The following is a 25508-nucleotide window of genomic DNA, read 5'->3' as shown; positions in this document are numbered from 1 at the left end:
GCCCCGAGGATCCGCCACGACCTTGATGACCCGCCGCTCCCTTCCCCCGCAGGCCCGTGCGCGCGGCGTCACGGCGGTGCTCGGCCCGACCAACACCGGCAAGACCCACCTCGCCATCGAGCGGATGCTCGCCCACCCGACCGGAATGATCGGCCTGCCGCTCCGGCTCCTCGCGCGCGAGGTCTATCATCGGGTCGTCGACCGGGTCGGCTCCGAGCGCGTGGCCCTCGTCACCGGCGAGGAGAAGATCAAGCCGGACCGCCCGAGCTACTGGATCTGCACCGCCGAGGCGATGCCGCGCGACCGCAGCGTCGATTTCGTGGCGGTGGACGAGGTCCAGCTCGGAGCCGACATGGACCGGGGCCACACCTTCACGGACCGCCTGCTGCATCAGCGCGGGCGCGAGGAGACGCTGCTCATCGGCTCGGCCACCATAGCGCCGCTGGTGCAGGCGCTCATTCCGGGCGTCCACATCACCACCCGGCCGCGCCTCTCCAGGCTCAGCTTCGCGGGCGAGAAGCGGATCTCGCGCCTGCCCCACCGCACCGCCGTCGTGGCCTTCTCGGCCGAGGAGGTCTACGCCATCGCCGAGCTGCTGCGCCGCCAGCGCGGCGGGGCCGCGGTGGTGCTCGGCGCCCTCTCGCCCCGCACCCGCAACGCGCAGGTCGAGCTCTACCAGTCGGGCGACGTCGACTACCTCGTGGCCACGGATGCGGTGGGCATGGGGCTCAATCTCGACGTCGACCACGTCGCCTTCGCGTCGAACCGCAAGTTCGACGGGACGCGCTTCCGCGGCCTCACCCCGGCCGAGATGGCCCAGATCGCCGGCCGCGCCGGGCGCCACCTGCGCGACGGCACCTTCGGCTCGACCGGGCGCTGCCCGCCCTTCGAGCCCGAGATGGTGGAGGCGCTGGAGAGCCACAGCTTCGAGCCGACGCGGTTGCTGCAATGGCGCAACCCCGACCTCGACTTCTCCTCGGTGGCGGCGCTCCAGGCGAGCCTCGCCGAGCATCCGAGCGAGCGCGGCCTCGTGCGCGCGCCGCGCGGCGACGACGAGGCCGCCCTCGATCTCCTGGCCCGCGAGGACGACATCCGCGACGTGGCCGCCGGACGCGGCGGCGCGGTGGAGCGGCTCTGGGCCGTGTGCGGCGTGCCCGACTACCGCAAGACCCCGATCCAGACCCATGCGGATCTGATCGCCCAGCTCTACCGCTTCCTGATGCGGGGCATGGCCGGGCGCATCCCGGCCGACTGGTTCGCCAAGCACGTGGCGATGGTCGACCGCATCGATGGCGACATCGATACCCTGTCGCAGCGCATCGCCCAGGTGCGGACCTGGACCTTCGTGGCCAATCGCCCCGACTGGCTTCAGGACCCGGAGCATTGGCAGGGCGAGACGCGTCGGGTAGAGGACAGGCTGTCCGATGCGCTCCACGAGCGGCTGGCGAGCCGGTTCGTGGACCGGCGCACCAGCGTCCTGATGCGGCGCCTGAGAGAGAACACCATGTTGGAAGCTGAGATCACCGCAGGCGGCGACGTGACGGTCGAAGGCCAGCATGTCGGCCACCTGCACGGGTTCCAGTTCGTGCCGGACCCTGGCGCGGAGGGCCAGGAAGCCAAGACCCTCCGGAGCGCCGCCGAGAAGGCGCTGGCGAGCGAGATCGAGGCCCGGGCCGACCGGTTCGCCGCGGCCGCGGATGCCGCCCTGGTCCTGTCGAACGACGGCACGATCCGCTGGACCGGCGACCCCGTCGCCAAGCTTTTGCCGGGCGACAAGCTCTATGCACCGGCCTTCCGCATCCTCGCGGACGAGCAGCTCACCGGCCCGGCCCGCGACAAGGTCGAGGGGCGCCTCTCCGCGTGGCTGAAGGCGCATATCGTGCGCCTGCTCGGCCCCGCCCTCGAACTCGAGACCGCCGAGGACCTCACCGGGCTTGCCCGCGGCATCGGCTTCCAGGTCTCGGAGGCGCTCGGCGTGCTCGAACGCGCCCGCGTCCTCAACGAGATGCGCAGCCTCGACCAGGAGGGCCGCGCGGCCCTGCGCAAGCGGGGCGTGCGCTTCGGCGCCTACCACATCTACATGCCGGCGCTCCTCAAGCCCGCGCCCCGCACCCTCGCGGCGCAGCTCTGGGCGCTGCAGAACGGCGGCCTCGACCAGCGCGGCCTCGACGAGATCGCACATCTCGCCGGCTCCGGCCGCACCTCCATGCCGGTCGATGCCGAGATCGCCAAGGGTCTCTACCGGGCAGCGGGCTTCCGGGTCTGCGGCGGGCGCGCCGTGCGCGTCGACATCCTGGAGCGGCTCGCCGACCTGATCCGTCCGGCCATCGCCTACGTGCCGGGGACGACGCCGGGCGAGCCCCCGCCCGGCACGGCCGACCGCGACGGCTTCGTGGCCACGGTCGGCATGACCTCGCTCGTCGGCTGCTCGGGCGAGGATTTCGCCTCGATCCTGAAGTCGCTCGGCTACGTGATGGACCGCCGCGCCGGCCCCGCCATCACGGTGCCGCTGCGGCCAGCCGCCCCGACCGTGCCGGTCCAGCCGGCCGCTTCCGCCCCCGACGCGGCGGCTGCAGCCGAGGCGGCGCCCGCCGAGGCCGAACACGCCCCCGAGCCGCCCACCGATGGCGAGGCGCTCCCCGCCGCCGAGGCGGCACACGAGGCCGCGGCCGCCCCCCAGGAATCCGCCCCCCAGGAATCCGCCCCCGAGGACTCCGCCGCTCCGGAAGCCCCGGCCGCCGAGGCCGCGCCGGAGCCGGTCACGGCCGAGGCGCCCGTCGAGCCGGAGCACGGCGAGCCGGAACCCGTCGCGACCGCGGAGCCGGACACCGTCGAGGCGGCCCCGGATGCGGCCCACGAGGCCCACGAGGCTGCGGAGGCACAGGCGAGCACCGCCGAGCCCGCGGCGGAGCCGGCCGCGGAGGCGCCCGCCGCTCCCGCCGAGCCGATCCTCATCGAGGTCTGGCGGATGCACCGCCATCCGCGCGGCCATGCCGCCCGTCACCAGGGGCGCGGCCGCCCGCAGGCCGGGGCGCAGGCCCGTCACGCGGAGGGACGTCCCCCGCGCCGCGATGACCAGGGCCAGCAGGGTGGCGATCGCCAGCAGGGCCGTGATCGCCATCCGGGCGGCGATCATCCGCGGCCGCAGGGACGGCCCGGCCAGCGCTGGGGCGAGCGCCAGGACGGCGCCCGCGCCGAGGGCCGCCCGCCGCGCGGACCGCAGAACGGCCGCGGGCCGGAGGGCGAGCGCGGCGGACGCCCGCCGCAGGAGCGCCGCGACAGCTATCGTGGCCAGCAGGACAACCGCCCGCCCCGCCGCGAGCGGGCTCCCGACCCGGATTCGCCCTTCGCCAAGCTGCTCGCCCTGAAGGCGCAGATGGAGGCGCGGGACGGGGACAAGCGCTGAGCCGGCGATGCGGGCGGATCGCCAGCGCCTCGACAAGTGGCTGTGGTTCGCCCGCTTCGCCAAGACGCGCAGCCTCGCGGCGCGCCTCATCGCGGACGGCCATGTGCGGGTGAACGGCCAGCGGGCAGAGGCCGCCTCCAAGGCGGTGGCGGTCGGTGACGTGATCACCGTCGCGGCGGCCCACGCGACCATGGCGGTGCGGGTGCTGGCCCTCGGCGAGCGCCGCGGCCCGGCGCCGGAGGCGCGCCTGCTCTACGCCGACGTCGCGGAAGGCGTGACGCCCGGGTGACGCGGCGCGACAAGACATCCTTGCGGCCTTGCGGGCGCTTGCCAGCATCCCGGGCAGGGTCTAGAGCCCGGCGGAAACACGCGAGGGCCCTGGCTCAAGGCCCCGTCCAGCGCCCCTCAAGGACCGACCGGCTCATGACCTACGTCGTCACCGAGAATTGCATCAAGTGCAAGTACATGGACTGCGTGGAGGTGTGCCCGGTCGACTGCTTCTACGAGGGTGAGAACATGCTCGTCATCCACCCCGACGAGTGCATCGATTGCGGCGTCTGCGAGCCCGAATGCCCTGCCGAGGCGATCAAGCCCGACACCGAGCCGGGCCTGGAGAAGTGGCTCAAGCTCAACGCCGACCTCGCCAAGAGCTGGCCCAACATCACCCAGAAGAAGCCCGCCCCGGCCGATGCCAAGGAGTGGGACGGGGTCGCGGGCAAGTACGAGGCGCATTTCTCGCCCAATCCCGGCTCCGGGGACTAAAGCGGGCAGCGGTCTTCCGCCCCCGACGCGCGGCCGTGGAAGCGGCGTCCACAACCTGAAGCGATACGGTGCACGGTGCGCTGCCATGCGCGCCGCGCGCCTGAATTTTTTTGATTTTCGGGGCTCTCCGTGCTAGGGTCCTGATCGCCGTCGCTTACGTTCGACATGCGGCACGCGCCCGCTGAGCGGGGCTGTTACTCGAAGGGGTCCTGCCGCATGAGGTCAGCCGTGGAGGGCTTTTCCCGGTCCGCGGTCTGTTCGAACGTTCCTTAGCTATCGGTTGACAGGGACTGGCGGGCGTCTTCGGGGCGTCCGACTGGCATGTATTTTCAGCCGGGCTCCCTGACCCGGACGAATGACCCGCCCGCGGCGAGAAGACCGTGGACGGCGACCTGGAGGCCACCCCCGCATGACGACCGCCAAGAAGACGACAGCTGCCCGGCAGGGCTTCAAGACCGGCGAAGCGATCGTGTACCCCGCCCACGGCGTCGGCCGCATCACGGCCATCGAGGAGCAGGAGATTGCCGGCTACAAGCTCGAGCTGTTCGTGGTGTCGTTCGAGAAGGACAAAATGGTTCTTCGGGTCCCGACCGCCAAGGCGAACGCGGTCGGCATGCGCAAGCTCGCCGAGCCGGAGCTGGTCAAGAAGGCGCTGGACGTGCTGACCGGTCGCGCCCGCGTGAAGCGCACCATGTGGTCGCGCCGCGCCCAGGAATACGAGGCGAAGATCAACTCGGGCGACCTCATCGCGGTGACCGAGGTGGTGCGCGACCTCTACCGGTCCGAGGCCCAGCCCGAGCAGTCCTATTCCGAGCGCCAGCTCTACGAGGCGGCCCTCGACCGGGTGGTGCGCGAGATTGCCGCGGTCAACAAGATCACGGACACGGAGTCGCTCAAGCTCATCGAGCAGAGCCTCGCCAAGTCGCCGCGGCGGGCAAAGAGCGCCGAGGTCGAGGGCGAACCCGACGCCGAGGACATCCAGGACGAGGCCGAAGCGGCCTGATCCGCCCCGTTCCCGCCTCTTGCAAAGCCCGGCCTCGCGCCGGGCTTTTTCGTTGCATCAAAGCCACACCTGCCCCGGGTTCTCCCGTCTTCGCCTTTGCGGTGCGGAACCAATGCCACGCATGGGCCGTTGTCGCAGGCCCGTGAGGACGTCGATCGGATGCGCGCGCCATCGTGCGACCCCGTCATGGGCGGTCATGGGCGTGCTGGCGGAGGCGGGGATGGCGGAAATCGCGGGGATACGTCGGCAGTTCGTGCGCATGGCGATGGACGCGCCCTTCCTGGAGCGGGAAGAGGAGCGCGGCCTTGCGGTCCGCTGGAAGGATGAACGCGACGAACAGGCCCTGCACCGCCTGATCTCGGCCCATATGCGCCTCGTCATCGCCCTGGCGGGCCGCTTCCGGCATTACGGCCTGCCCATGGCCGACCTCGTGCAGGAGGGACATGTCGGCCTGATGGAGGCCGCCGCCCGCTTCGAGCCGGAGCGGGACGTCCGGTTCTCCACCTATGCCACTTGGTGGATTCGCGCTTCGATCCAGGATTACATCCTGCGCAACTGGTCGATCGTCCGGGGCGGCACCTCCTCGGCCCAGAAGGCCCTGTTCTTCAACCTGCGCCGCCTGCGCGCCCGGCTGATGCAGTCGACCGACGAGCGCGTCGGCGACGAGATCCACAGCCGCATCGCCACGGCCATCGGCGTCTCCCGCGAGGACGTGGCGCTGATGGATGCCCGGCTCTCGGGCCCCGACATGTCGCTGAACGCCCCCATCACGGATGAGGGCGACGCATCGGCCGAGCGGGTCGACTTCCTGGTCGACACGTCGCCGCTGCCCGACGAGGCCGTCTCGGACGCCGTCGACGGCGAGCGGCGGCTGACCTGGCTGCGGCAGGCCCTCACGGTGCTCTCCGAGCGCGAGCTGCGCATCCTGCACGAGCGGCGCCTGGCCGAGGATCAGGCGACCCTCGAAGCCCTGGGGCACCGGCTCGGCATCTCCAAGGAGCGGGTGCGCCAGATCGAGAACCGTGCCCTCGAGAAGCTCCGCCGGGCCCTGGCCGAGCGCTTCCCGCAGCAGCATTCGGGCGGCATGAGCGCCTTCGTCTGAGCCCTCAGGCGCTGGCCCGCACGACCCGGAAGCGCAGGCCCGCCTCGCCCGCCCAGGCGAAGCGGGCGCCGTCATCGAGGAGGCGCGACCACGCCCGCAGCCGCAGGCCGCGATGCGCGAGCGACCACGCCTCCTCCTCGGGGGCGAGGCGCACCGTCTGGGGCGCGGCCGACAGCCCCTCCCCGCTCGCCTTCAGGCACGCCTCCTTCACGGCCCAGAGTTCGAGCGCGCGCGCAGGCCGCGCGGCGGATGGCAGCGCCCGGAAGGCCGCGAGTTCCGCCGGATGCAGGAACAGCCGCGCCACGGCGTCCCACTCCACGGGCCGGCTCGCCCCCTCGACATCGACGCCGACCCGCCCGCCGCACCCCAGCCCGACGGCGACCCAGCCGGCCCCGTGGCTGAGATTCAGGTCGAGGCCCGGCGCCTCCGCAAGAGACGGCCGGCCGAAGCGGTCGCGCGTGAGCACGATGCCGCCCGGCGCCCGGCCGAGATGCGCGCCGAGGAGGTGGCGAAGGAGGCCGTGCGCGGCCATGCGCTCGCGCCGATCCTGCGGCTGGAGGAACCGTGCGATCCGGGCGGTCTCGTCCGGCGGCAGGGATCTTCGCTCGGGCGGAAGCCCGGCGATCACCGCCTCCGCCCGCGCCACCACGGCGAGCGCCTCGCCCGGGCCGAGACAGGGGAAGAGCCCGGCGAGCGAGACAGCCGGGCGATCGAATTCCGCACTCTCGTCCGCCATCCCGTCCGCTCCCCGTCACGGGAGCTAGCAGAGGCGCGGCGGCGGCAGAAGTCTCATCCGACATCCGATGGATGGCGTCGCCATACAGGATGGCTTGGCCATGCAGGTGGCGGCTCCGCTCAAGCCCGCGCGGAACTCTGCTCCGCGCTGCGAGGCCTCGGTGATCGGTCTCCGAACCGAGCCTCCCGAAACCGGATCAGGCCTGCCACGCGTAGAGCGGCGAGAGGTCCGCCGCCTCCTCGCCCTCGGCGCCGTCGGACCCGCGCAGCGACAGCAGCGCCGCCAGATGGCGACCGCCGACATCGATGAAGGCGCGCGCCCTGGCCGGGATCAGGCGCGAGGTCGTGACGATCGCGACCGGGACGGGCGGCCCGCTCCAGTCCGGCAGCACCCGCTGCAGGGCCGGCATCTCCGCGGCCGCATCGATCTCGGGCAGCAGCACGAGGCCGTGCCCCGCCGCCGCGAAGCGCTGGGCGAGCGGAAGGCTGTTGCAGGACACGGCACCGCCGGCTGTCACCGTGACGCTTTCGCCGGCCCGCGCCAGCACGAGCGGGGTCGAACCGCTCGCCGCCACGAGAAGCGTGTGCTGCTGATGCGCGAGGTCGTCCGGGTGCCGCGGCGCGCCGGCCCGGGCGAGGTAGGACGGCGCAGCGAACAGACCGGTGCTGAGCTGCCCGATCGGCCGCGCGATCACCGCGGTCTCCCGCGGCTCCTCCATCACGATGGCGAGGTCGCATCCCTCCGACATGAGGTCGGATCCCGGCATCCGCAGGTCCACATGGATGCGCACGTGCTCATGTGTCCGCAGGAAGGCCGCGATCACATCCGGCAGGTGCCGCAGAGCCCAGGCTTCCGGCGGCGCACTGATCCGCAGCAGGCCGCTCGGGCCGCGCGCCTGCGCCACCAGATCGTCGAAGCAGCGCTGTGCCTCCTCGACGAGCCGAATCGCCTGCTCGTAATAAGCCTCGCCGTAAGGCGTCAGCACCAGCTTCCGGGTGGTGCGGTCCAGAAGGCGCAGGCCGATCGAGGCCTCGAACTGGGTAATCCGGCGCGACAGCGAGGAGATCGGCACGTCCAGCGCGGCGGCGGCCTGGCTGAAGCTCTTGCGCTTCGCCACCTCGACGAACAGAGCCATGTCTCGCAGCACTTGCGGGTGGGCCAAGCGGACCTCCGGGAGGAATCGGACGCAACGTCACGCGGACCAAAGATTGCCTCTCTAGGTGAGTTTTTTCAACTCTAGATGAGAATTTTCCGGTCACGAGACTATCGTCATCTCAGTGATGGGAATCACCTTTCCAGTGTCGGCCCCTGTTCCGGCGAGGCCTGCCTCTGACCAGCCGCAGCCGGTTGACGAAGCAGCGCCCGCCGGGGCAACACCGCCACGCCGGCCCAGGGGTCGGCGGAATGCCGGAGTTCCGCATGTCCCATCCCGTCTCGCCGCTCGCCCCGGCCCAGCTTCCCGATCTGCCGCCGATCGCCGGCGTGCGCCTCGCCACCGCCCAGGCGGGGATCCGCTACAGGGACCGCACCGACGTCCTCTTCGTGCTGCTCGATCCCGGCACGCGAGCCGCGGGCGTGTTCACCCGCTCGAAATGCCCCTCGGCGGCGGTGGATTGGTGCCGCGCGCAGCTCGGCGCCCGCGAGGGCGCCCGCGAGGCCCGAGCCGTGGTGGTGAATTCCGGCAACGCCAACGCCTTCACGGGGATGAAGGGCCGGCAGGCGGTCGCGCTCACGGCGGAGATCGCCGCGGCGGCGGCGGGCTGCACCCCCGACCAGGTCTTCATCGCCTCGACCGGCGTGATCGGCGAGCCGCTCGACGCGACGAAGTTCGGGGGCGTGCTCGCGGATTGCGCGGGCCGCGCCGGCCCCGAACCAGACCGCTGGGCCGAGGCCGCCCGGGCCATCATGACCACCGACACCTTCCCGAAGCTCGCCACCCGCCGCCTGCGCCTCGGCGAGACCGAGGTGACGATCAACGGCATGGCCAAGGGGGCCGGCATGATCGCCCCCGACATGGCCACGATGCTCTCCTTCGTGTTCACGGATGCGGCGATCGAGGCACCGGTGCTGCAGCAGCTCCTCCGCGCCGGTGCGGAGCGCAGCTTCAACTGCGTGACCGTCGACGGCGACACCTCGACCTCCGACACGCTGCTCATATTCGCGACGGGCCAGGCCGGGAACCCGCCCGTGACCGCGGCGGACGATCCGCGCCTGCCCGCCTTCGCGGCAGCCCTCGACGACCTCCTGATCGAGCTCGCCCAGCTCGTTGCCCGCGACGGCGAGGGCGCGCGCAAATTCGTGACCGTGCAGGTCGAAGGGGCGGCAGACGACGCCTCCGCGCGCCGCATCGCCTTCTCGATCGCCAATTCGCCGCTCGTGAAGACCGCGGTGGCGGGCGAGGACGCGAATTGGGGCCGCGTGGTGATGGCGGTCGGAAAGGCCGGCGAGCCCGCCGAGCGCGACCGCCTCGCCATCTGGTTCGGCGACGTGCGGGTCGCCGTCGAGGGTGCGCGCGACCCGGCCTACGACGAGGCGGCCGCGAGCGCCGTGATGCGCGAGCAGGAGGTGACGATCCGCGTCGATCTCGGCCTCGGCGCCGGCACGGCCCGGGTCTGGACCTGCGACCTCACCAAGGCCTATGTCGAGATCAACGGGGATTATCGCTCGTGAGGCGGGGCTTCGCCGCACGGCTCCCCGCCGCATGGCTTCTCGCTGCGGCGGGGCTCGCCCTGCTGCTCGCCGGCCCGGCGGCGGCCGAGGATCCCGGGCGGATCAGCGTGATCGGCCGCGCCAGCGCCGAGGTGCCGCCGGACCACGCCTCCGTCGAGATCGCCGTGGAGCGGCGGGCCCCGAGCGCGGCCGCCGCCCTCGACCAGAATTCCGAGGCCGCCCGCAAGCTCATCGCCTTCGCCAAGGAGTTCGGCGCGGAGGTCTCGACCTCCGCGGTGACGCTGCGGCCGGTGACGCGCCCGGTGCGCGACCCGAACGGGCCGGTCCGGGAGGTTCCGGACGGGTATCAGGCCACCAATGCGGTGCAGATCCGCCTGACCGATCTCGGCCGCCTCGGCGAGCTGATGCGCCGCACGCTCGACGGCGGGGCCGACCGGATCGGCGGTGTGACCTTCGGGCTGCGTGACGCCGCCAAGGCCGAGAGCGAGGTGCGCAAAGCCGCCGTGAAGGATGCGATCCGGCAGGCGGAGACCCTGGCGGAGGCGGCGGGCTTACGCCTCGGCCGCATCGAGACCATCGTGTCGCCCGCCCGCAGCGAGCCTCCGGTCTATGCCGGCCGGGCCTTCGCGGCGAAGGCGCGGGGGCCGAGCGTGCCGGTGGAGGCCGGAACGGTCGAGGTGAGCGCCACCGTCGAGGTCACCTGGGTGATCGCGCCGTGACCGCGGTCGCCCGCCCCGCCGGACGGGCGACCCGCACCCTTTCCAAACCCGCGCCGCCGCGCTAACCGCGGCCCATGCCCGATCCGCTCAAGCTCCTCCTCGTCGTCGCCGTCGCGCTCGTGGATGCCGACGGGCGTGTGCTGCTGGCGCAGCGTCCGCCCGGCAAGGCGCTGGCGGGCCTGTGGGAATTCCCGGGCGGCAAGATCGAGCCGGGCGAGCGGCCCGAGGAGACGCTGATCCGCGAACTCGCGGAGGAACTCGGCATCGCCGTGAAGGAGCCCTGCCTCGCCCCCCTCACCTTCGCGAGCCACGCCTACGAGAGCTTCCACCTCTTGATGCCGCTCTACATCTGCCGCCGCTGGGAGGGGCTGGTGCAGGCGCGCGAGGGGCAGGCGCTGAAATGGGTGCGCCCGCGCGACCTCGCGACCTATCCGATGCCCCCAGCCGACCTGCCGCTGCTGCCGGCGCTCGTGGACCTGCTCGGGCCCTGAGCAGGCTCGCCCTGGCGGGCCCCTGCCAAGTCTGCTCAGTCCTTGAACTCCTCGATCGCATCGACCTTGTTCGGGTAGAAGGCGAGATAATCCTTGATAGCGGCCACCGCCGGGAACGGCGTCTCGTAGCTCCACGCCGCGTTCGTCTGCTCCACGCCGCCTGCGGTGAGCGAGTAGTAGCTCGCATCGCCCTTATAGGGGCAGTGGGTGGTGTGGTTCGTCTTCTCGAACAGGTCCCATTCCGCGTCCTCGCGCGGAATGTACTGCACGGGCGACAGGCCGGCCTCCTTGAGCGTCAGCGCACGGGTGGTCTCGGCGACGATGACGCCGCCCAGCACCACGCGGATGCGGTGGGGATTCGGCGTGATGGCGATCGGGTGGTCGGGGCCGGGCTCCTTCATGCTCAACTCCTGTGCTCGGTGGTGCCCAGCGCATCGGCGAGGCGCATCTTTGCGCTGCCGGGCCTGAGGGGCTTCTGCTGGCTCTCGTGCGGCACCCAGCCCGAGAGCCAGATCAGCTCGAAGGTGGCGCGCACCCGCCCGTCCGCATCGGCGAAGCGCTCGGCATAGAGCGCGGCGGCCCGCATCAGGGTGGCGCGGCGCAAGCTGCCGCGGCGCTCCCGCAGGGCGTTGGTGAGGCCCATCGCCCGCAGGTCGCGCATCAGCCCGAAGGGCGTGGCGTAGCGCACCGGCACCGTCTCGACATCCGTCACCGGCAGGGCGAAGCCCGCGCGCTGGAGCAGGCCGCCGAGGTCGCGCACCTCCGCGAAGGGCGCCACGCGGGGGCTGACCCCGCCCTCCATCTCGCTCTCGGCCTCCGCCAGCACCTGCCGCAACTCGGCGAGGGAGCGCCCGCCCATCAGGCAGCCGACGAACAGCCCGTCGGGCTTGAGCGCCCGGCGGATCTGGATCAGGGCGCCCGGCAGGTCGTTGGCGTGCTGGAGCGCGAGCAGCGAGAGGGCGAGGTCGAAGCGGCCCTCGCCGAAGGGCAGCGCTTCGGCATCGCCCACGGCGAGCGCGATGCCGGGCTGCGCCGGCTCGGGCAGCGGCGCAAGGCGGACGAGGTCGCCCGCGCGGCCGCTCTCCCGCAGCCACGCGGCGGCCTGCGGCGTCGGCGTGCCGCAATCGAGCGCCTGCTCGAAGGTGCGCAGCACCGTGCCGAGCCGCTCGCCCAGATCCTCGCAGGCGCGGGCGACCAGGAAGTCTGCGAATCCGGCCGCTTTCGCGCGGGCGAGGCGCTTGCGGATCAGGGTGGCGTCGAAGAGAGGCGGCGGTGTCGACATGCCGCCCATAAATGGCGCGCCGAGAGACGGCACGCCAGGGCCCGGCCCTCAGGCCGGACGCTGAATCGCGATGTCGTAGAGGGCGTTGGGATCGTAGGACATGAACCGGACCGGCCATTGGTGCCGGACCAGGAACTCGGTCGCGGCCCGATGCACCCCGTAGACGCCGAGGAACGGGTCGGCATGGGCGAAGTCGTTGAAGACGAGGTGGCCGCCGACCTTGACCTTGGTGCGGGCCGCCTCGGCGTCGGCCCGCACGCCCTCGTAGGAATGGTCGGCGTCGATGTAGATCCAGTCGAAGGTGTCGTCCTCGAAGGAGGACAGGATCTCCGCCGAGAACCCGGTGTGCACGCACACCCGGCCGTCCTCCAGGACCGACCGGTCCGTGTGACTGAAGTCGAGATCGACGACGTGGAGGCGCTCCGGCCGGACCTCGTCCAGGAGGAAGCGGGCGAAGGTGCCGTGCTGGGTCCCGATCTCCGCGATGCGGCCGCCCCCGAGCGAGCGGGCGAGATCCTTGCGCGAGGGGAGGAGCCGGCAATCCGCCAGCAGATGGGCGGGGATCTGCGGCGAGGTCGCGCCCCTGACCGCCAGCATCTTCAGGATCTTGAAGGCAGGCCGGATGGGCGCGGGGATCCGCTGCCGCGCGATCATCATCTGGCGCCTGAGAAAGCTCATCGCCCTGCCTCTCCCGTTCCTGACCGCCCGCGACGATGGCGCGTCTGCGCCGGAAGCGGCCGCCGGCGGGCTTAGAGGCTGTGGGGCGCCGATGGAAGCGCTCGGGCGCCTCCGGTCCTTGCTTCTTCCGTGTGCGGCGCACCCTTGCCGGCCGGGGTGCCGCTGGGGAAGGATGGCGGTCGCGGCGGGAGGCCGCCCGGAGCGCCAGAGGCCATGCCGTCCTTCCACCGCCCCGTCCTGTCGGCTCTCGAGGCCCTTGTCGGGCTGATCTACCCGCCGAGCTGCATTGCCTGCGGGGCGGCAACGGGCACGCCGCATGCCCTCTGCCCGGCCTGCTGGCGCGGGATGCGCTTCATCGAGCCGCCCTATTGCGAGCGGCTCGGCACCCCCTTCGCGGTCGATCTCGGCGTGCCGGGGCTGCTCTCGCCCGCAGCAATGGCCGATCCGCCGGTCTTCGCCCGGGCGCGGGCGGCCGTGCGCTACGACGACGCGGCGCGGCGCCTCGTGCATCGCCTCAAATACGAGGACCGGCTGGACCTCGCCGCCGCGCTGGGCGGGATGATGGCGCGGGCGGGAAGCGGCCTCCTCAAGGAGGCCGACGTGGTCGTGCCGGTGCCGCTCTGGCGCTGGCGCCTGTGGTGGCGCCGCTTCAACCAGGCGGCGCTGCTCGCCCGCCATGCGGCGCGGGAAAGCGGGGTGCCGGTCGAGCCGGGCCTTCTCGCGCGCGTGAAGCGCACACGCCCGCAGGTCGGCCTCACCCGCGCCGGGCGGGCCGAGAACCTGCAGGGCGCCTTCCGGGTGCCGCCCGCGGCGAAGCCCCGGCTCCAGGGCCGGCGCGTCCTCCTCGTCGATGACGTGATGACCACGGGCGCCACCGCGAACGCCGCCGCCCGGGCGCTCCTGCGCGGCGGGGCGGCGGCGGTCGACGTCCTGACCTTCGCCTGCGTGGTCCATGACGGGCTTCCCCTCGTCGGGGAGGCCGGCCCGGAGAGTCTCAGGCTTCCTTGAAGCCGTAATCCGGCACGCCCTCCTCATTGCCGTAGTACTTGTAGGGCAGGAACTTGCCCGACATCGACAGCTTCACCCGGTCGCCCTTGTTGTTGGGCTCGCGCTCCATCTCCATGTTGAAGTCGATCGCCGACATGATGCCGTCGCCGAACTCCTCCTGGATCAGCTCCTTCCAGGTGGTGCCGTAGACCATGACGAGCTCGTAGAAGCGGTAGATCAGCGGATCGGTCGGCGGCATCGATGGGATCGAGCCGCGATAGGGCACCTCGTTGAGGAGCCGCTCCTCCGCCTCCGACAGGCCGAACAGGGCGGCGGCCTTCCGGGCCTGGGCCTTCGGCAGCTTCATCTGGCCGAGGCAGGCGGCAGTGATGAGGATCGGCGACAGGCCGCCGATCTGCTCCTGGATGTACTTCCAGGTCCAGCCCTTCTCGCGCTTGATGTCGAGCAGTTTTTCGGTGAGGTCTTGACGCTTCATCGGAGTCTCCCTTGCGGACAGGAGGTCGGGCGCCGTGCGGCCGCGATGGCCCGGGCGTCGGACGGGGGTCGGGCGCACCGCGCACGGACGGCGCCGACCGGATCCGGCATGGACTGCCATGCGTCGGATCAATGCTGCAATTCGGCCAGCATCCGCTTGAGGTGCTTGATGGCCGGGGTGAGGAGGGCGACGAAGGCGGCCTCGCGCAGGCGGCGCTGGGCCTCGGCGCCGGCCACGAAGCCCTGGCCGCCGCTGTGCAGCAGGGCGTTCTGGGCGGCGCAGAGGGCAAGCTCGCTCGCGGTGAGCCGCGCTTCGAGGACGCGACGCCAATGGGCCGGATCGGTCTCGAACGGCGCGGCGCCGAGCAGATCGACCTCCTCCTCCAGCGCGTCGAGCCGATCGGAGACGTCGCGGGGCTGCACGTCGAGGTGACGGTTCGCGGCGGCGAGCGGGCGGGCGACCTCGCGCATCACGCGCAGGCAGGCGCGCACGAGGCCGATCGCCATGCCGGTCTGCAACAGCACGATGCCCGCGCGGATGCGCTTGAAATAGCCCTCGATCGGATCGGCCAGGAGATCCTCGTCGGGAACGAAGACGTCGCGGAATTCGACGCCGAAGCTGCGCGTGCCGTCGAGCGCGAGGAAGCGGCCGGGCCCGGTCAGCCGCAGGCCCTCGGCCCCGCAACGCATGACCGCCATGGCGTAGCGCCCCTCCGGCCGGCCGAAAGCGGCGGCGAAGACGTGATCGGGCCCGAGATTGGCCACCCAGGGCAGGGTTCCGCTGACCCGGTAGCCGCCGGCCGTGCGCAGGCCCTCGAGCCGGATGCGCTCCAGGCCCATATAGGTCTTCATCGGGTTCGCGAGGCCCGCACCGCCGAGCACGGCGCCGGAGGCCACCTGCGGCCCGAGCCCGGCGCGGAGCGTGGCGTTGTCCGAGCAGGCGATGATCCAGGCCAGCGTCGCTTGGCATCCCATGCAGAAGGCGGTGGAGAGGCAATGCTCGGCCGCCTCCGCGGCGGCCTGGATGGCGCCGCCCAGATCCGCGGCCCCGTGCGGCCCGCCGGCCGGGAGATGCGCCGCGTAGGCACCGGCTGCCCCGAAGGCACGCAGGGCCGCCTCGGGATAAAGCCCCTCCTCGTCGATGCGCCGGACGAGGGGCACGAGCTCGCGCTCGGCCGCGAGCCGCAGATCGGCCAGCATGGTCTCGGTCGCAGTGGGCCTGTCCGGCCCGACCTGCATGGTCGTTACCCGCAGCATGGTCGTCTCCCCGGCGGACCTCGGGTTCGGATGCCCGGTGCGCCTGCAGCGCGCGAAGGACCGGCCGCCCCCGGTATCTCCAAGAACCATGCCACCCTGGCGGGCATGGGCGCCGGAGCAGCCGCCCTTTGTCCGGCCGATCCGGCCGCCCTACCTCGCGGGCGAAGCCACATTCTCAGGCAGGAGGTGAACGCATGACCGATCATCCCGCCCTGGCGCCGGGCCGGGTCGCCGTCATCACCGGATCCGCGAGCGGCATCGGCCTTGCCGCCGCCCGCTACTGCGCCGGCCGCCGCATGAGCGTGGTGCTGGCCGACCTTCCGGGCGAGGCGCTCGACGCCGCGGCCCGGGAGGTGGCCGCCGCGGGCGCCGGGGTGCGGGCGGTGCCGACGGACGTGGCGCGCCGGGAGGCCGTGGAGTCACTGCGCGCGGCCGCCGCCGCCCTCGGCCCGGTGTCGTTCGTGATGGCGAATGCGGGGATCGAGGCGGGCGGGCGCTTCTTCTCCGACGACGCCACCTGGCACCGCATCCTCGACACGAATCTCTGGGGCGTCATCAACACGCTGCAGGTCTTCGTGCCGGGCCTGATCGAGGCCGGCGCGCCGGCCGCCATCGTGGTGACGGGCTCCAAGCAGGGCATCACCACGCCGCCGGGCAACACGCCCTACAATGTCAGCAAGGCGGGCGTGAAGGTCGTGACCGAGGCGCTCGCCCACGAGCTGCGGGAGCGCGGCGTGCCCGTCACCGCCCATCTTCTGATCCCGGGCTTCGTCTATACGGGGCTGACGCGTGCCCGCGGCGTGACCGAGAAGCCGGCGGGCGCCTGGACTCCCGACCAGACGGTGGCGAAGATGGCCGAGGGAATCGCCGCAGGCGACTTCTACATCCTGTGCCCCGACAACGAGACGACCCGGGCGCAGGACGAGAAGCGCATGCGCTGGGCGGTCGAGGACATCATCCGCAACCGTCCCGCCCTGTCGCGCTGGCACCCGGACCACAAGGACGCCTTCGCGGCCTACATGAAGGATTGAGGGGATTCCGAAGGGGCTTCAGGCCCTTCGGCGGGGGTTGCAGGGGGCGGCGCCCCCTGCGTTGGCGGTGCGCTTGCATGGCGCCCGATCGGAACGTGGAGATGTCAGGCCGCATGCCCAAGATCATTCCCGTCGCGTCCTTCGACGGCGTCGTGTTCGGCGCGACCGGCGACCTGACCATGCGCAAGCTCCTGCCGGCGCTCTACTACCGCTTCCGCGACCGGCAGATCCCGGAGACGAGCCGCATCATCGCGGCGGCGCGCAGCCACCACCCCGATTCGGAGTACCGGGAGATGGCGCAGGCGGCGCTCAGGCGGCACGTGCCGGCAGCCGACCTCGACCCGGCGACCATGGAGGGCTTCCTCGCCCACATCACCTATGTCGCCGTCGACGGGCTCGGGGACGAGGGCTGGCCGGACCTCGCCCGCCTCCTCGACGAGCGGCCCGACCAGGTGCGCTCCTATTATCTCGCCACCTCGCCGAACCTCTACGGCCCGATCTGCCGCAACCTCAGCGCGCATGGCCTCATCGGCCCGAAGTCGCGGGTGGTGCTGGAGAAGCCGATCGGCCACGACCTCGCCTCCGCGAAGGCCATCAACGACCAGGTCGGGCAGGTCTTCCCCGAGAACCAGATCTTCCGCATCGACCACTATCTCGGCAAGGAGACGGTCCAGAACCTGCTGGCGCTACGCTTCGCCAACACGATCTTCGAGCGGCTGTGGAACGCCGACGTGATCGACCACGTGCAGATCACGGTGGCGGAGACGGTGGGGGTCGAGGGACGGGGCGGCTATTACGACGGCTCGGGCGCGCTGCGCGACATGCTGCAGAACCACATGCTGCAGCTCCTCTGCCTGCTCGCCATGGAGAGCCCCCTCTCCCTCGACCCGGACGCGGTGCGCGACGAAAAGCTGAAGGTGCTGCGGGCGCTGAAGCCCATCCCGGCCCACGACGTCCCGTCCCTGACCGTGCGCGGCCAATACGTGGCGGGCGCGATCGACGGCAAGCCGGTGCCCGGCTACCTCGCGGATCTCGGCGGGGAGACGCGCAGCCTCACCGAGACCTTCGTGGCGCTGAAGCTCGACCTGATGATGCCGCGCTGGGCCGGGGTGCCGTTCTACCTGCGCACGGGCAAGCGGCTGCCGCAGAAGATGTCCGAGATCGTGGTGCAGTTCCGCTCCTCGCCCTTCAGCATCTTCCCGCCCGAATCATTCGCCCGCGAGCCGAACCGGCTGGTGATCCGGCTCCAGCCCGAGGAGGGCATCAAGCTCGAGATCATGACCAAGGAACCGGGCCCGGGCGGCATGCGCCTGCGGGCGACGGGCCTCGACATCAGCTTCGAGCAGACCTTCAACCAGCGCTATCCTGACGCCTACGAGCGCCTGCTGATGGATGTGGTGCGGGGCAACGCCACGCTGTTCATGCGCCGCGACGAGGTCGAGGCGGCCTGGGCTTGGGCGGACGGCGTTCTCCAGGCCTGGGCGGACCGGCCCGAGCCGCCGCGCCCCTACCCGGCCGGCACCTGGGGACCGACGGCGGCCATCGCGCTGATCGAGCGCGACGGCCGCACCTGGCACGAGGATATCGATCAGTAGGAGGCCCGTACGGCGCCGAGGAGGAGGCGCGGCGTCCCCTCGGCGAAGTTGAGGCCGGCATCGGCTGCGGGGCGGATCGGCTCCAGACGGATCGCCCGGCGCTCGGCCCGGAAGGCCGGCAGGGTGGCGGCGGGATCGCCGGAGAACAGCCCTTCCAGCTCCCCGGGCCGCAGGGCGCCGTCGGCTGTGTGGATGCGCCACGCCAGCGTCTCGCTGCGGGTTACGTCCCTGTCGCGCCCGGCGCGGGGAAAGAGCGCGCCATAATCCTGCGGCCTTCCATCCGCCTCGCCGACGACCGTGCAGGTTGCCGCGCGGGTGGTGCCGAAGACGAGGCCGACATGCGGGTTGGTGGTGCAGGTGAGCGTGCCGGCGGGCCGCATCCGCTCCGCGCCGGTGCGGGCGAAGGCGAGCGTCGCCGCGGAAGCGAGGGCGGCGAGCGAGAGGGCGATGACGATCGACCGCATGACGAATCTCCGACGCTGAGGGGCGTTCCGGTCGCCCTCGAAGTCTGGCGTTAACCATGCCGGGGAAGCGTTGCCGCCGTATTCCGTCGAAGATTGCGTGCCCGTTGCGCGGCGGATCAGCCCCGCCTCGCCGGCAGGCCGAGGAGCACCTCGCGCTCGCCGAAGTCGCGCCGGTCCAGGGGCACGATCGCCCCATCCGGCCCGATGCGATGCAGGCGGTAGCCGCACAGGACCTCCGCGAGTTCCCCGGGGGCGATGCCCGGCTCCGCGCGGGAGAGCTCGATGAGCAGCCAGGGTGCGAAGCGTCGCAGCGCCGCCGCAGCACCCCGCAGGGCCGGCAGCCCGGCCCCTTCCAGGTCGAGGCGGATGCCGTCGAGGCGCTCCAGGCGGTAATGGCCGACCACCGCGTCGATCGTGGTGAGCTGCACCTGGGCGGTCAGGCGCCCGGCGCCGCCGCGCCCCTCCGCGAGGGTGCCGCCGATGTAGCGGCCCGCGCGCGCATCGACCATCCGGGTGCCGGGCACCGCATCGACGCCGCAGGGGATGCGCCGGACCTGCTCCAGGCGGTTCGCCGCGACGTTGGCGGCGAGCTTGCGATGCGTGGTCTCCAGCGCCTCGAAGGCGTAGACGGCTCCGGACCGGCCCACGCGCTTGGCCGCCACCAGGGTGATCTCGCCGAAGCGGGCGCCGATGTCGAACAGCACCTGTCCGGGCTGCAGCAGCCGGTCGAGGCAGCGCACGACCGCCCGGCTGTGATAGCCGAACCAGAAGATCTCGCTGGCGGTCTGCTCGCGCAGGTCGAGCGCCATCCGCAGATCGCCGTCGAAGTCGACGACCTCCTGCACCCCGAGTCCCGTGCTGCGGCGTCGGATCGCCTCGACCACCGGGTGGGCACCCTGCACGCGCCCGAGCTGCAGCGTCAGTTTTCGCGCCAGGCGGACCGGAACCACGCGCATACCTCATGCGGCTCAACCCTGACGGGAGGTGTGACGCACCGGATCCGTCTGCGCCGTCCGTGAAGATTGCGGATTCACGATGATGGGGCGGATGAAAGGCCGCACTCGAACGTCAGCGGCCGGACGGGGTTCGAGCCTTGAATGAGTCCATAGAATAACTCCAAGTCATATCAGTAACATACAGGCTCGGTCCGAGGCTTCCCTTATGGCGCCGGCCGCACTAGAGGGAGCCCGTCACGGCCCTCCGCCGCAGGGCCGCCCGAGGAATCCGCATGCCGTCTCGCCGTTCGACCCGCCTTGCCCTGACGCTCGCCCTTGCGCTCGCCGGGGCGCCCGTGCTCGGCCAGGAGGGGGAGGCGCCGGAGCCGGCTCCCGCGCCCGCGCCCGCAAAGCCGGCCCGCCGGCCCGCGCCGGCCCCGCGCAAGCCGGCGCCGGCGAGCGCGCCCGCGGCGGCCCCGTCCGGCTGGCCGCCGGGGGCGAGCGCGGTGAGCGAAGTCTATGGCGACTGGACGATCAACTGCACCCGCGAGAGCGCGGCCCGGCGCTGCGCGCTGTCGCAGGCCCAGGGCGAGGCGCAGACCGGCCGGCGCCGCTTCAGCATCGAACTGCGCCCGCCCGAGAACGGCCGCAGCGAGGGGGTGATCCTGATGCCGCTCGGGCTCGCGCTCGAGCCCGGCGTCACCTTCAAGCTCGACGACGCGACGCTCGGCAAGGGCGCGCCCTTCAGCACCTGCGTGGCGGCGGGGTGCGTGGTGCCGATCAGCTTCCCGACCATCGCCACCGATGCCATGAAGACCGCCGTGGCCCTGCGGATCACCGGCACCAAGCCGAACGGCGAGGCCGAGACCATCACGGTGCCGCTCGCGGGCTTCGCCGCGGCGCTCGCGCGCGTGGCGCTGCTCGCGGGCTGAGCAGCCGCGCATCTGCCTCACTGTTGAGCAGAGACCTGCCCGCTCAGTGCGCTCTCAAGCGCCGCGCGGGGCAGCGCGCTCGCGGGAACGGACTGGCATGTTTCCTGCCAGAAGGCCGTACAGGCTGGCCGGTCACGGCCGGGGCAAAGATGCCCGAGCCTTGGACAGGGTTGTCCGATCGACAGGGTGACGGGGCGGCATCGTAAGGCCGGTCTCCCGCACCCTCATTCCTGAAGCGCGACACCACCCCCCGCGGGGGCTTCTTGCGTGAGGCTCAACCCATGGCCAGTTTCAAGACCGTGATGAAATCGGGGCATCCCCCGACGCTGTTTGCCGCCTTCCTGTATTTCGACTTCTGCTTCGCGATCTGGGTGCTGAACGGCGCCATGGGCCCGTTCATCACCGAGACCTATCGGCTCACCCCGGCCCAGACCGGGTTCATGATCTCCCTGCCGATCCTCGCCGGCGCCATCATGCGGTTTCCGCTGGGCGTGCTCGCCCAGTATATCGGCCGCAAGAACGCCGCCATCACCGAGATGGCCCTCATCATCCTGGCGATGGCCTACGGCTTCTTCGTCGTCAGCAGCTATGGCGACGTGCTCGCCATGGGCGTCCTGCTCGGCATCGCCGGCGCCTCCTTCGGCGTCGCCCTCTCGCTCGGCTCCGGCTGGTTTCCCGCGCAGCACAAGGGGCTGGCCATGGGCATCGCGGGCGCGGGCAATTCCGGCACGGTGCTCGCCGTGCTGTTCGCTCCGCCGCTCGCCCAGGCCTATGGCTGGCAGGCGGTCTACGGCTTTGCCGGCGTCGTCATGATCCTGCCGCTGCTGGTCATGATCATCTTCGCCAAGGAGCCGCCGGACCGCGAGCACCAGAGCTTCCGGGAGCACATCTCCTGCCTGTTCGAGAAGGACGGCTGGGCCTTCAACCTGATCTACGTGATCACCTTCGGCGGCTTCATCGGCCTGTCGAACTTCCTGCCGACCTTCTTCTACGAGCAGTTCGCCGTGACCAAGGTCGAGGCGGGGCGGCTGACCATGCTGGCGGCGCTGATGGGCTCAGGAATCCGGGTGGTGGGCGGCTACTTCGCCGACCGGCTCGGCGGAATCCTGGTTCTCACCGTGGTGCTGCTGGCGGCCGTGGGCTCGTTCCTGCTGCTGACCGCCACGCCGCCGCTGCTGCTGACCACGATCCTGTTCATGGTCTGCTTCGCGGCTTTGGGTGCAGGCAACGGGGCGCTGTTCCAGCTGGTACCGCTGCGCTGGCCGAGCAACACGGCGGTGGCGGGCTCGATGATCGGGGAGATCGGGGCGCTCGGCGGGGCGATCCTGCCGAACGCGATGGGCCTGTCCAAGCAGTTCACCGGCGGCTTCGCGGCGGGTTTCGTGGGCTACGCCGTCTTCACCGCCGTGGTCCTCGGCTGCCTGACCCTGTGGTCGCGCCAGTGGGTCGGCCGCTGGGTCGGCCCCCGCGGCAAGGTGCTCGCCGCCGGGACCGCCTCCGCGCAGGCGGAGGGCGACCTCCTGCCGGCGGCAGCACAGCGCGCCTGACGGGGGCGACGCCCCAGGAGGCATTCCCCCCTCTCCTGTTCAGGAGAGGGGACCGCATCCCGACCGTCGGCCGCTCAGGCGGCCGCGCTCTGACCGGCCGCGAGCGCCGCGTCCCGCTCGCGCACCCGCGCCACCGCCGGACGCTCCGTGTGGCGGGCGATATAGGCGGCGATCTCGGGCGTCTCGGGCACCAGCTTGAACATGGTGGTCCAGGCGAGGGCCATGCCCCACAGCACGTCGGCGGCGCTGAAGCGCTCGCCCAGCAGATACGGCCCGCGGCGGAGCTGGTCGTTCACGACGCCCATCACCGCCTCGAAGCTGCCATAGGGCGACATGGCCTGCGGCCCGGCATCGAGCTCGCGCGCCTTGTCCACCACCGCGGGCTCGAAGCAGCTGCCGTAATAGACCATCCAGCGCAGGTAGGGGCCGCGCAGCGGGTCGCCGAGCGGCGGGGCGAGGCCGGCCTCGGGGAAGAGGTCGGCGAGATAGATGAAGATGGCGGGCTGCTCGGTGACCAGGGCCTCGCCGTGGCGGATCGCCGGCACCTTGCCCATCGGGTTCACCGCCAGATAGGCGGGCTGCCGGTTCTCGCCCGCCCTCATGTCGAGCACGTGGAGATCGTAGGGCGCGCCGAGCTCCTCCAGGAGCAGGAGCGCGCTCGACGAGCGGGTGTTCGGCGAATGGTAGAGCGTCACGCGGTCCGTGGTCATGCGGTCGGTCTCCGGCCGCCCCCGATTCGGAGGCGCTGCCACGCTCAAGCGGCCCGCCCGGCGGATCAAGGGGGTTCGCCTTGCCTTTCGGGGTGCAATCCGATAAAGCGCCCGCCATCCCACACGCGGAGCCGGCCTCATGCCTGAATGAGGCGTTTCCGGTGGCTGGCCGCGCGGCCGGTCGCTTCCTCCGCGGCGGATAGAACCGGAGAGAACTTAAGACATGGCCCTTCCCGATTTCTCGATGCGTCAGCTCCTCGAGGCCGGCGCGCATTTCGGTCACCAGGCGCACCGCTGGAACCCGAAGATGCAGTCCTACATCTTCGGCACCCGCAACAACATCCACATCATCGACCTCGCCCAGACCGTGCCGGCGCTGTACCAGGCGCTGCAGGCGGTGAGCGACACCGTCGCCAAGGGCGGCCGCGTGCTGTTCGTCGGCACCAAGCGGCAGGCCGCGGACGTGGTGGCGGAATCGGCCCGGCGCTCGGCCCAGTACTTCGTGAACTCCCGCTGGCTCGGCGGCACGCTCACCAACTGGAAGACCATCTCGGGCTCGATCCAGCGCCTGCGCAAGGTCGACGAGATCCTCGCCGGCGGCGGCCAGGGCCTCACCAAGAAGGAGCGCCTGATGCTGTCCCGCGAGAAGGACAAGCTCGAAAAGGCGCTCGGCGGCATCAAGGACATGGGCGGCGTGCCCGACCTGCTGTTCGTGATCGACACCAACAAGGAGCAGCTGGCGATCAAGGAGGCCAAGCGCCTCGGGATCCCGGTGGCGGCCATCGTCGACACCAATTCCGACCCGGACGGCATCACCTACGTGGTCCCGGCCAACGACGATGCGGGCCGCGCCATCGCGCTCTATTGCGACCTCATCGCCCGGGCGGCGATCGACGGCATCTCCCGCGGCCAGGGTGCGCTCGGCATGGATCTCGGCGCCTCGGAGGAACCGCTGGCCGAGGAACTGCCCGCCAACCTCAACGAGCCCGAGGTGGCCCATCTCGACATCGCGGAGCCCTATGTGGGCGAGCCCTTCGAGCTGCTCGCCGCCCCGCGCGGCGCGCCCGACGACCTGACCAAGCTCACGGGCGTCGGCCCGCAGCTCGTCCAGAAGCTGAACGACGCCGGCATCTACCATTACTGGCAGATTGCCGCGATGGCGCCGGAGGACGTGGCGAAGGTCGATTCCGAGCTGAAGCTCAACGGCCGCATCGAGCGCGACGGCTGGATCAACCAGGCGCGCGCCTTCGTCGAGGCCGCCGCGGCGGCGTAAGCCGCCGGCGCAGCGTGAGGCCGGGCGCCCCGGGGCGCCCCCGACAGCGTAACGACAAGTTCAGCCCGGCGCTGGTGCAGCGCCGGGCTCCCTTTATCCGGTTGAGTGGAAAGGACGTCCCATGGCCAACATCACGGCTGCGATGGTCAAGGACCTGCGCGAGAAGACCGGCGCGGGCATGATGGACTGCAAGTCCGCCCTGAACGAGACGGCGGGCGACATCGAGGCCGCCGTGGACTGGCTGCGCAAGAAGGGCCTCGCCAAGGCCGCCAAGAAGGCCGGCCGCGTCGCCGCCGAGGGCCTCGTCGCCGTCGAATCCGCCGGCCGTCACGCGGCGGTGGTCGAGGTGAATTCCGAGACCGACTTCGTCGCCCGCAACGACAGCTTCCAGGCCTTCGTGCGCGAGGCCGCCAAGGTCGCGCTCAACGCCGAGGGCGGCGTCGAGGCGCTGGAGGCCGCGCATTTCCCGGGCTCGCAGACGACCGTGAAGGACCGCCTGCAGGAACTCATCGCCACGATCGGCGAGAACATGACCCTGCGCCGCACGGCGAAGCTCACGGTCGAGAAGGGCGTGATCGCCACCTACGTGCACAGCCAGGTGAGCGAGGGCCTCGGCAAGATCGGCGTGCTCGTGGCGCTTGAGTCGGACGGCGATGTCGGCTTCCTGAGCACGCTCGGCCGCCAGATCGCCATGCATGTGGCGGCGACGAACCCGCTCGCCCTCGACGCCACGGGCATCGACCAGGCCACGATCGAGCGCGAGAGCAACATCCTGCGCGAGAAGAATGCCGGCAAGCCGGACCACGTGCTTGCCAAGATCGTCGAGAGCGGCCTGAAGAGCTACTACAAGGAGGTCACCCTCCTGGAGCAGCCCTTCGTGCACGACACCTCGAAGACGGTGTCCCAGGTGCTCAAGGAGGCCGAGGGCAAGGCCGGCGGCCCGGTGAAGCTCGCGGGCTTCGTGCGCTACGCCCTCGGCGAGGGCATCGAGAAGGAAGAGGGTCCGGACTTCGCCAGCGAGGTCGCGGCGGCGGCCAAGGGCTGAGCGCGTCCCCTCCCCTCGCGCGATCATCTCAGGCCGGAGACGGGTCAGCCCGTCTCCGGCCTTTGTCGTTCACGCGCCGCCAGGGAGCAGGCCGCCTATCGCGCGCCGCCCACATTCTCCGACATCAGCTGCTGCAGACCCCGCTGGTCCGGGCTGGCGGGCTTCTTGCGCGCGACGATCGCGCCCGTGGTCGCCGGATCGCGCATCGCGGAGGCCAAGGCGGGGGTCTTCGATGCCTCGGGCCGGGCGGCCCATTGGGCCGCGACCGCGAGCGCCGCGATCGACAGGATCGCCTTGATGCCGCCGGTCAAGAGGCGCCACATGGCCGGACACTCGCCTGGGGAATTCGACCCGCCGACCCTAGGCCGCACCCGTTAACAAGGGTGCC

26 protein-coding genes are annotated in these 25508 nt (G+C 71.6%); 15 read left to right on the top strand and 11 right to left on the bottom strand.

Features of this window, described 5'->3' with window-relative positions:
* Positions 1-25: 25 nt before the first annotated feature.
* The 5 genes from MNOD_RS08285 (at position 26) to MNOD_RS08265 (ending at position 6273) form a co-directional block, all read left to right on the top strand.
* Positions 26-3406 (top strand): helicase-related protein, encoded by a 3381-nt coding sequence (locus MNOD_RS08285; protein WP_043748313.1) that lies wholly within the window; start codon positions 26-28, stop codon positions 3404-3406.
* Between the two features lie 7 nt (positions 3407-3413).
* Positions 3414-3695 (top strand): RNA-binding S4 domain-containing protein, encoded by a 282-nt coding sequence (locus MNOD_RS08280; protein ID WP_015928403.1) that lies wholly within the window; start codon positions 3414-3416, stop codon positions 3693-3695.
* Between the two features lie 134 nt (positions 3696-3829).
* Positions 3830-4168, top strand: coding sequence for a ferredoxin FdxA (gene fdxA, locus MNOD_RS08275; RefSeq protein ID WP_015928402.1), 339 nt, complete (start codon positions 3830-3832; stop codon positions 4166-4168).
* A 409-nt stretch (positions 4169-4577) separates the two neighbouring features.
* Positions 4578-5171 (top strand): CarD family transcriptional regulator, encoded by a 594-nt coding sequence (locus tag MNOD_RS08270; RefSeq protein WP_015928401.1) that lies wholly within the window; start codon positions 4578-4580, stop codon positions 5169-5171.
* Between the two features lie 220 nt (positions 5172-5391).
* Entirely contained in the window at positions 5392-6273 is an 882-nt protein-coding gene (locus MNOD_RS08265; RefSeq protein ID WP_015928400.1) for an RNA polymerase factor sigma-32, read from the top strand.
* Positions 6274-6277: 4 nt separating this feature from the next.
* On the opposite strand, the gene MNOD_RS08260 is transcribed toward MNOD_RS08265, so the two are convergent.
* Together MNOD_RS08260 and MNOD_RS08255 are read right to left on the bottom strand one after the other, a co-directional pair.
* A complete protein-coding gene (locus tag MNOD_RS08260) occupies positions 6278-7009 on the bottom strand; it encodes a 4'-phosphopantetheinyl transferase family protein (protein WP_015928399.1) in 732 nt (243 codons plus the stop codon).
* 196 nt (positions 7010-7205) lie between these two features.
* Positions 7206-8171, bottom strand: coding sequence for a LysR family transcriptional regulator (locus MNOD_RS08255; protein WP_015928398.1), 966 nt, complete (start codon positions 8169-8171; stop codon positions 7206-7208).
* Between the two features lie 257 nt (positions 8172-8428).
* On the opposite strand from MNOD_RS08255, the gene argJ reads away from it, so the two are divergent.
* The 3 genes from argJ to MNOD_RS08240 all read left to right on the top strand — a co-directional run bounded on the left by argJ (position 8429) and on the right by MNOD_RS08240 (position 10889).
* On the top strand, positions 8429-9679 hold the full coding sequence (gene argJ, locus MNOD_RS08250; RefSeq protein WP_015928397.1) for a bifunctional glutamate N-acetyltransferase/amino-acid acetyltransferase ArgJ: 1251 nt from the start codon (positions 8429-8431) through the stop codon (positions 9677-9679).
* Entirely contained in the window at positions 9676-10398 is a 723-nt protein-coding gene (locus MNOD_RS08245) for an SIMPL domain-containing protein (RefSeq protein ID WP_015928396.1), read from the top strand. Before argJ ends, MNOD_RS08245 begins: the two co-directional genes overlap by 4 nt.
* Positions 10399-10472: 74 nt before the next feature.
* Positions 10473-10889 (top strand): (deoxy)nucleoside triphosphate pyrophosphohydrolase, encoded by a 417-nt coding sequence (locus MNOD_RS08240; protein ID WP_015928395.1) that lies wholly within the window; start codon positions 10473-10475, stop codon positions 10887-10889.
* Positions 10890-10924: 35 nt separating this feature from the next.
* On the opposite strand, the gene MNOD_RS08235 is transcribed toward MNOD_RS08240, so the two are convergent.
* Genes MNOD_RS08235 through MNOD_RS08225 form a run of 3 tightly spaced genes read right to left on the bottom strand, consistent with a single transcriptional unit; the run spans position 10925 to position 12849 of the window.
* Positions 10925-11290 (bottom strand): DUF427 domain-containing protein, encoded by a 366-nt coding sequence (locus MNOD_RS08235; RefSeq protein ID WP_015928394.1) that lies wholly within the window; start codon positions 11288-11290, stop codon positions 10925-10927.
* Between the two features lie 2 nt (positions 11291-11292).
* Complete coding sequence (locus MNOD_RS08230; RefSeq protein WP_043750681.1) at positions 11293-12171, bottom strand: methyltransferase domain-containing protein; 879 nt, start codon at positions 12169-12171, stop codon at positions 11293-11295.
* Positions 12172-12219: 48 nt separating this feature from the next.
* Positions 12220-12849 carry a class I SAM-dependent methyltransferase gene (locus tag MNOD_RS08225; protein ID WP_015928392.1) on the bottom strand — a complete coding sequence of 210 codons (630 nt, stop codon included), beginning with the start codon at positions 12847-12849 and terminating at the stop codon, positions 12220-12222.
* A gap of 213 nt (positions 12850-13062) precedes the next feature.
* On the opposite strand from MNOD_RS08225, the gene MNOD_RS08220 reads away from it, so the two are divergent.
* Positions 13063-13857: a ComF family protein gene (locus MNOD_RS08220; protein ID WP_015928391.1), complete on the top strand. Its 795-nt coding sequence runs from the start codon at positions 13063-13065 to the stop codon at positions 13855-13857.
* Here the strand turns inward: MNOD_RS08220 and cynS are convergent.
* The gene (cynS, locus tag MNOD_RS08215; RefSeq protein WP_015928390.1) at positions 13844-14332 is read right to left on the bottom strand and encodes a cyanase; all 489 of its coding nucleotides are present in this window, start codon (positions 14330-14332) and stop codon (positions 13844-13846) included. The two genes, MNOD_RS08220 and cynS, sit on opposite strands and share 14 nt — an antisense overlap.
* Before the next feature lie 128 nt (positions 14333-14460).
* Positions 14461-15588 carry an acyl-CoA dehydrogenase family protein gene (locus MNOD_RS08210; RefSeq protein WP_015928389.1) on the bottom strand — a complete coding sequence of 376 codons (1128 nt, stop codon included), beginning with the start codon at positions 15586-15588 and terminating at the stop codon, positions 14461-14463.
* Between the two features lie 194 nt (positions 15589-15782).
* Between MNOD_RS08210 and MNOD_RS08205 the strand changes: the two genes are divergently transcribed.
* Together MNOD_RS08205 and zwf are read left to right on the top strand one after the other, a co-directional pair.
* The gene (locus tag MNOD_RS08205; protein ID WP_015928388.1) at positions 15783-16619 is read left to right on the top strand and encodes an SDR family NAD(P)-dependent oxidoreductase; all 837 of its coding nucleotides are present in this window, start codon (positions 15783-15785) and stop codon (positions 16617-16619) included.
* Between the two features lie 113 nt (positions 16620-16732).
* Complete coding sequence (zwf, locus tag MNOD_RS08200) at positions 16733-18214, top strand: glucose-6-phosphate dehydrogenase (protein WP_043750675.1); 1482 nt, start codon at positions 16733-16735, stop codon at positions 18212-18214.
* Here zwf and MNOD_RS08195 read toward each other — a convergent pair.
* Positions 18208-18678, bottom strand: coding sequence for a DUF992 domain-containing protein (locus MNOD_RS08195; RefSeq protein ID WP_015928386.1), 471 nt, complete (start codon positions 18676-18678; stop codon positions 18208-18210). The genes zwf and MNOD_RS08195 overlap by 7 nt on opposite strands.
* Before the next feature lie 116 nt (positions 18679-18794).
* Positions 18795-19634 carry an FkbM family methyltransferase gene (locus tag MNOD_RS08190; RefSeq protein WP_050783297.1) on the bottom strand — a complete coding sequence of 280 codons (840 nt, stop codon included), beginning with the start codon at positions 19632-19634 and terminating at the stop codon, positions 18795-18797.
* 272 nt (positions 19635-19906) lie between these two features.
* Here MNOD_RS08190 and MNOD_RS08185 point away from each other — a divergent pair, with 272 nt between their 5' ends.
* Together MNOD_RS08185 and MNOD_RS08180 are read left to right on the top strand one after the other, a co-directional pair.
* A complete protein-coding gene (locus MNOD_RS08185; protein WP_015928384.1) occupies positions 19907-20545 on the top strand; it encodes an invasion associated locus B family protein in 639 nt (212 codons plus the stop codon).
* Positions 20546-20826: 281 nt separating this feature from the next.
* Positions 20827-22092: an MFS transporter gene (locus tag MNOD_RS08180; RefSeq protein ID WP_015928383.1), complete on the top strand. Its 1266-nt coding sequence runs from the start codon at positions 20827-20829 to the stop codon at positions 22090-22092.
* Positions 22093-22166: 74 nt separating this feature from the next.
* Here MNOD_RS08180 and MNOD_RS08175 read toward each other — a convergent pair whose 3' ends face one another.
* Positions 22167-22802: a glutathione S-transferase family protein gene (locus MNOD_RS08175; RefSeq protein WP_015928382.1), complete on the bottom strand. Its 636-nt coding sequence runs from the start codon at positions 22800-22802 to the stop codon at positions 22167-22169.
* 223 nt (positions 22803-23025) lie between these two features.
* On the opposite strand from MNOD_RS08175, the gene MNOD_RS08170 reads away from it, so the two are divergent.
* Together MNOD_RS08170 and tsf are read left to right on the top strand one after the other, a co-directional pair.
* Positions 23026-24075, top strand: coding sequence for a 30S ribosomal protein S2 (locus tag MNOD_RS08170; protein WP_015928381.1), 1050 nt, complete (start codon positions 23026-23028; stop codon positions 24073-24075).
* Positions 24076-24196: 121 nt separating this feature from the next.
* Positions 24197-25120, top strand: coding sequence for a translation elongation factor Ts (gene tsf / locus MNOD_RS08165; protein WP_015928380.1), 924 nt, complete (start codon positions 24197-24199; stop codon positions 25118-25120).
* A gap of 95 nt (positions 25121-25215) precedes the next feature.
* On the opposite strand, the gene MNOD_RS08160 is transcribed toward tsf, so the two are convergent.
* The gene (locus MNOD_RS08160) at positions 25216-25443 is read right to left on the bottom strand and encodes a hypothetical protein (RefSeq protein WP_015928379.1); all 228 of its coding nucleotides are present in this window, start codon (positions 25441-25443) and stop codon (positions 25216-25218) included.
* Between the last annotated feature and the right edge of the window lie 65 nt (positions 25444-25508).

This window comes from Methylobacterium nodulans ORS 2060 (genome assembly GCF_000022085.1).
Lineage (GTDB): Bacteria > Pseudomonadota > Alphaproteobacteria > Rhizobiales > Beijerinckiaceae > Methylobacterium > Methylobacterium nodulans.
The sequence above is the reverse complement of the archived record's forward strand: the minus strand, read 5'-3'. Positions and strand labels throughout refer to the sequence as shown.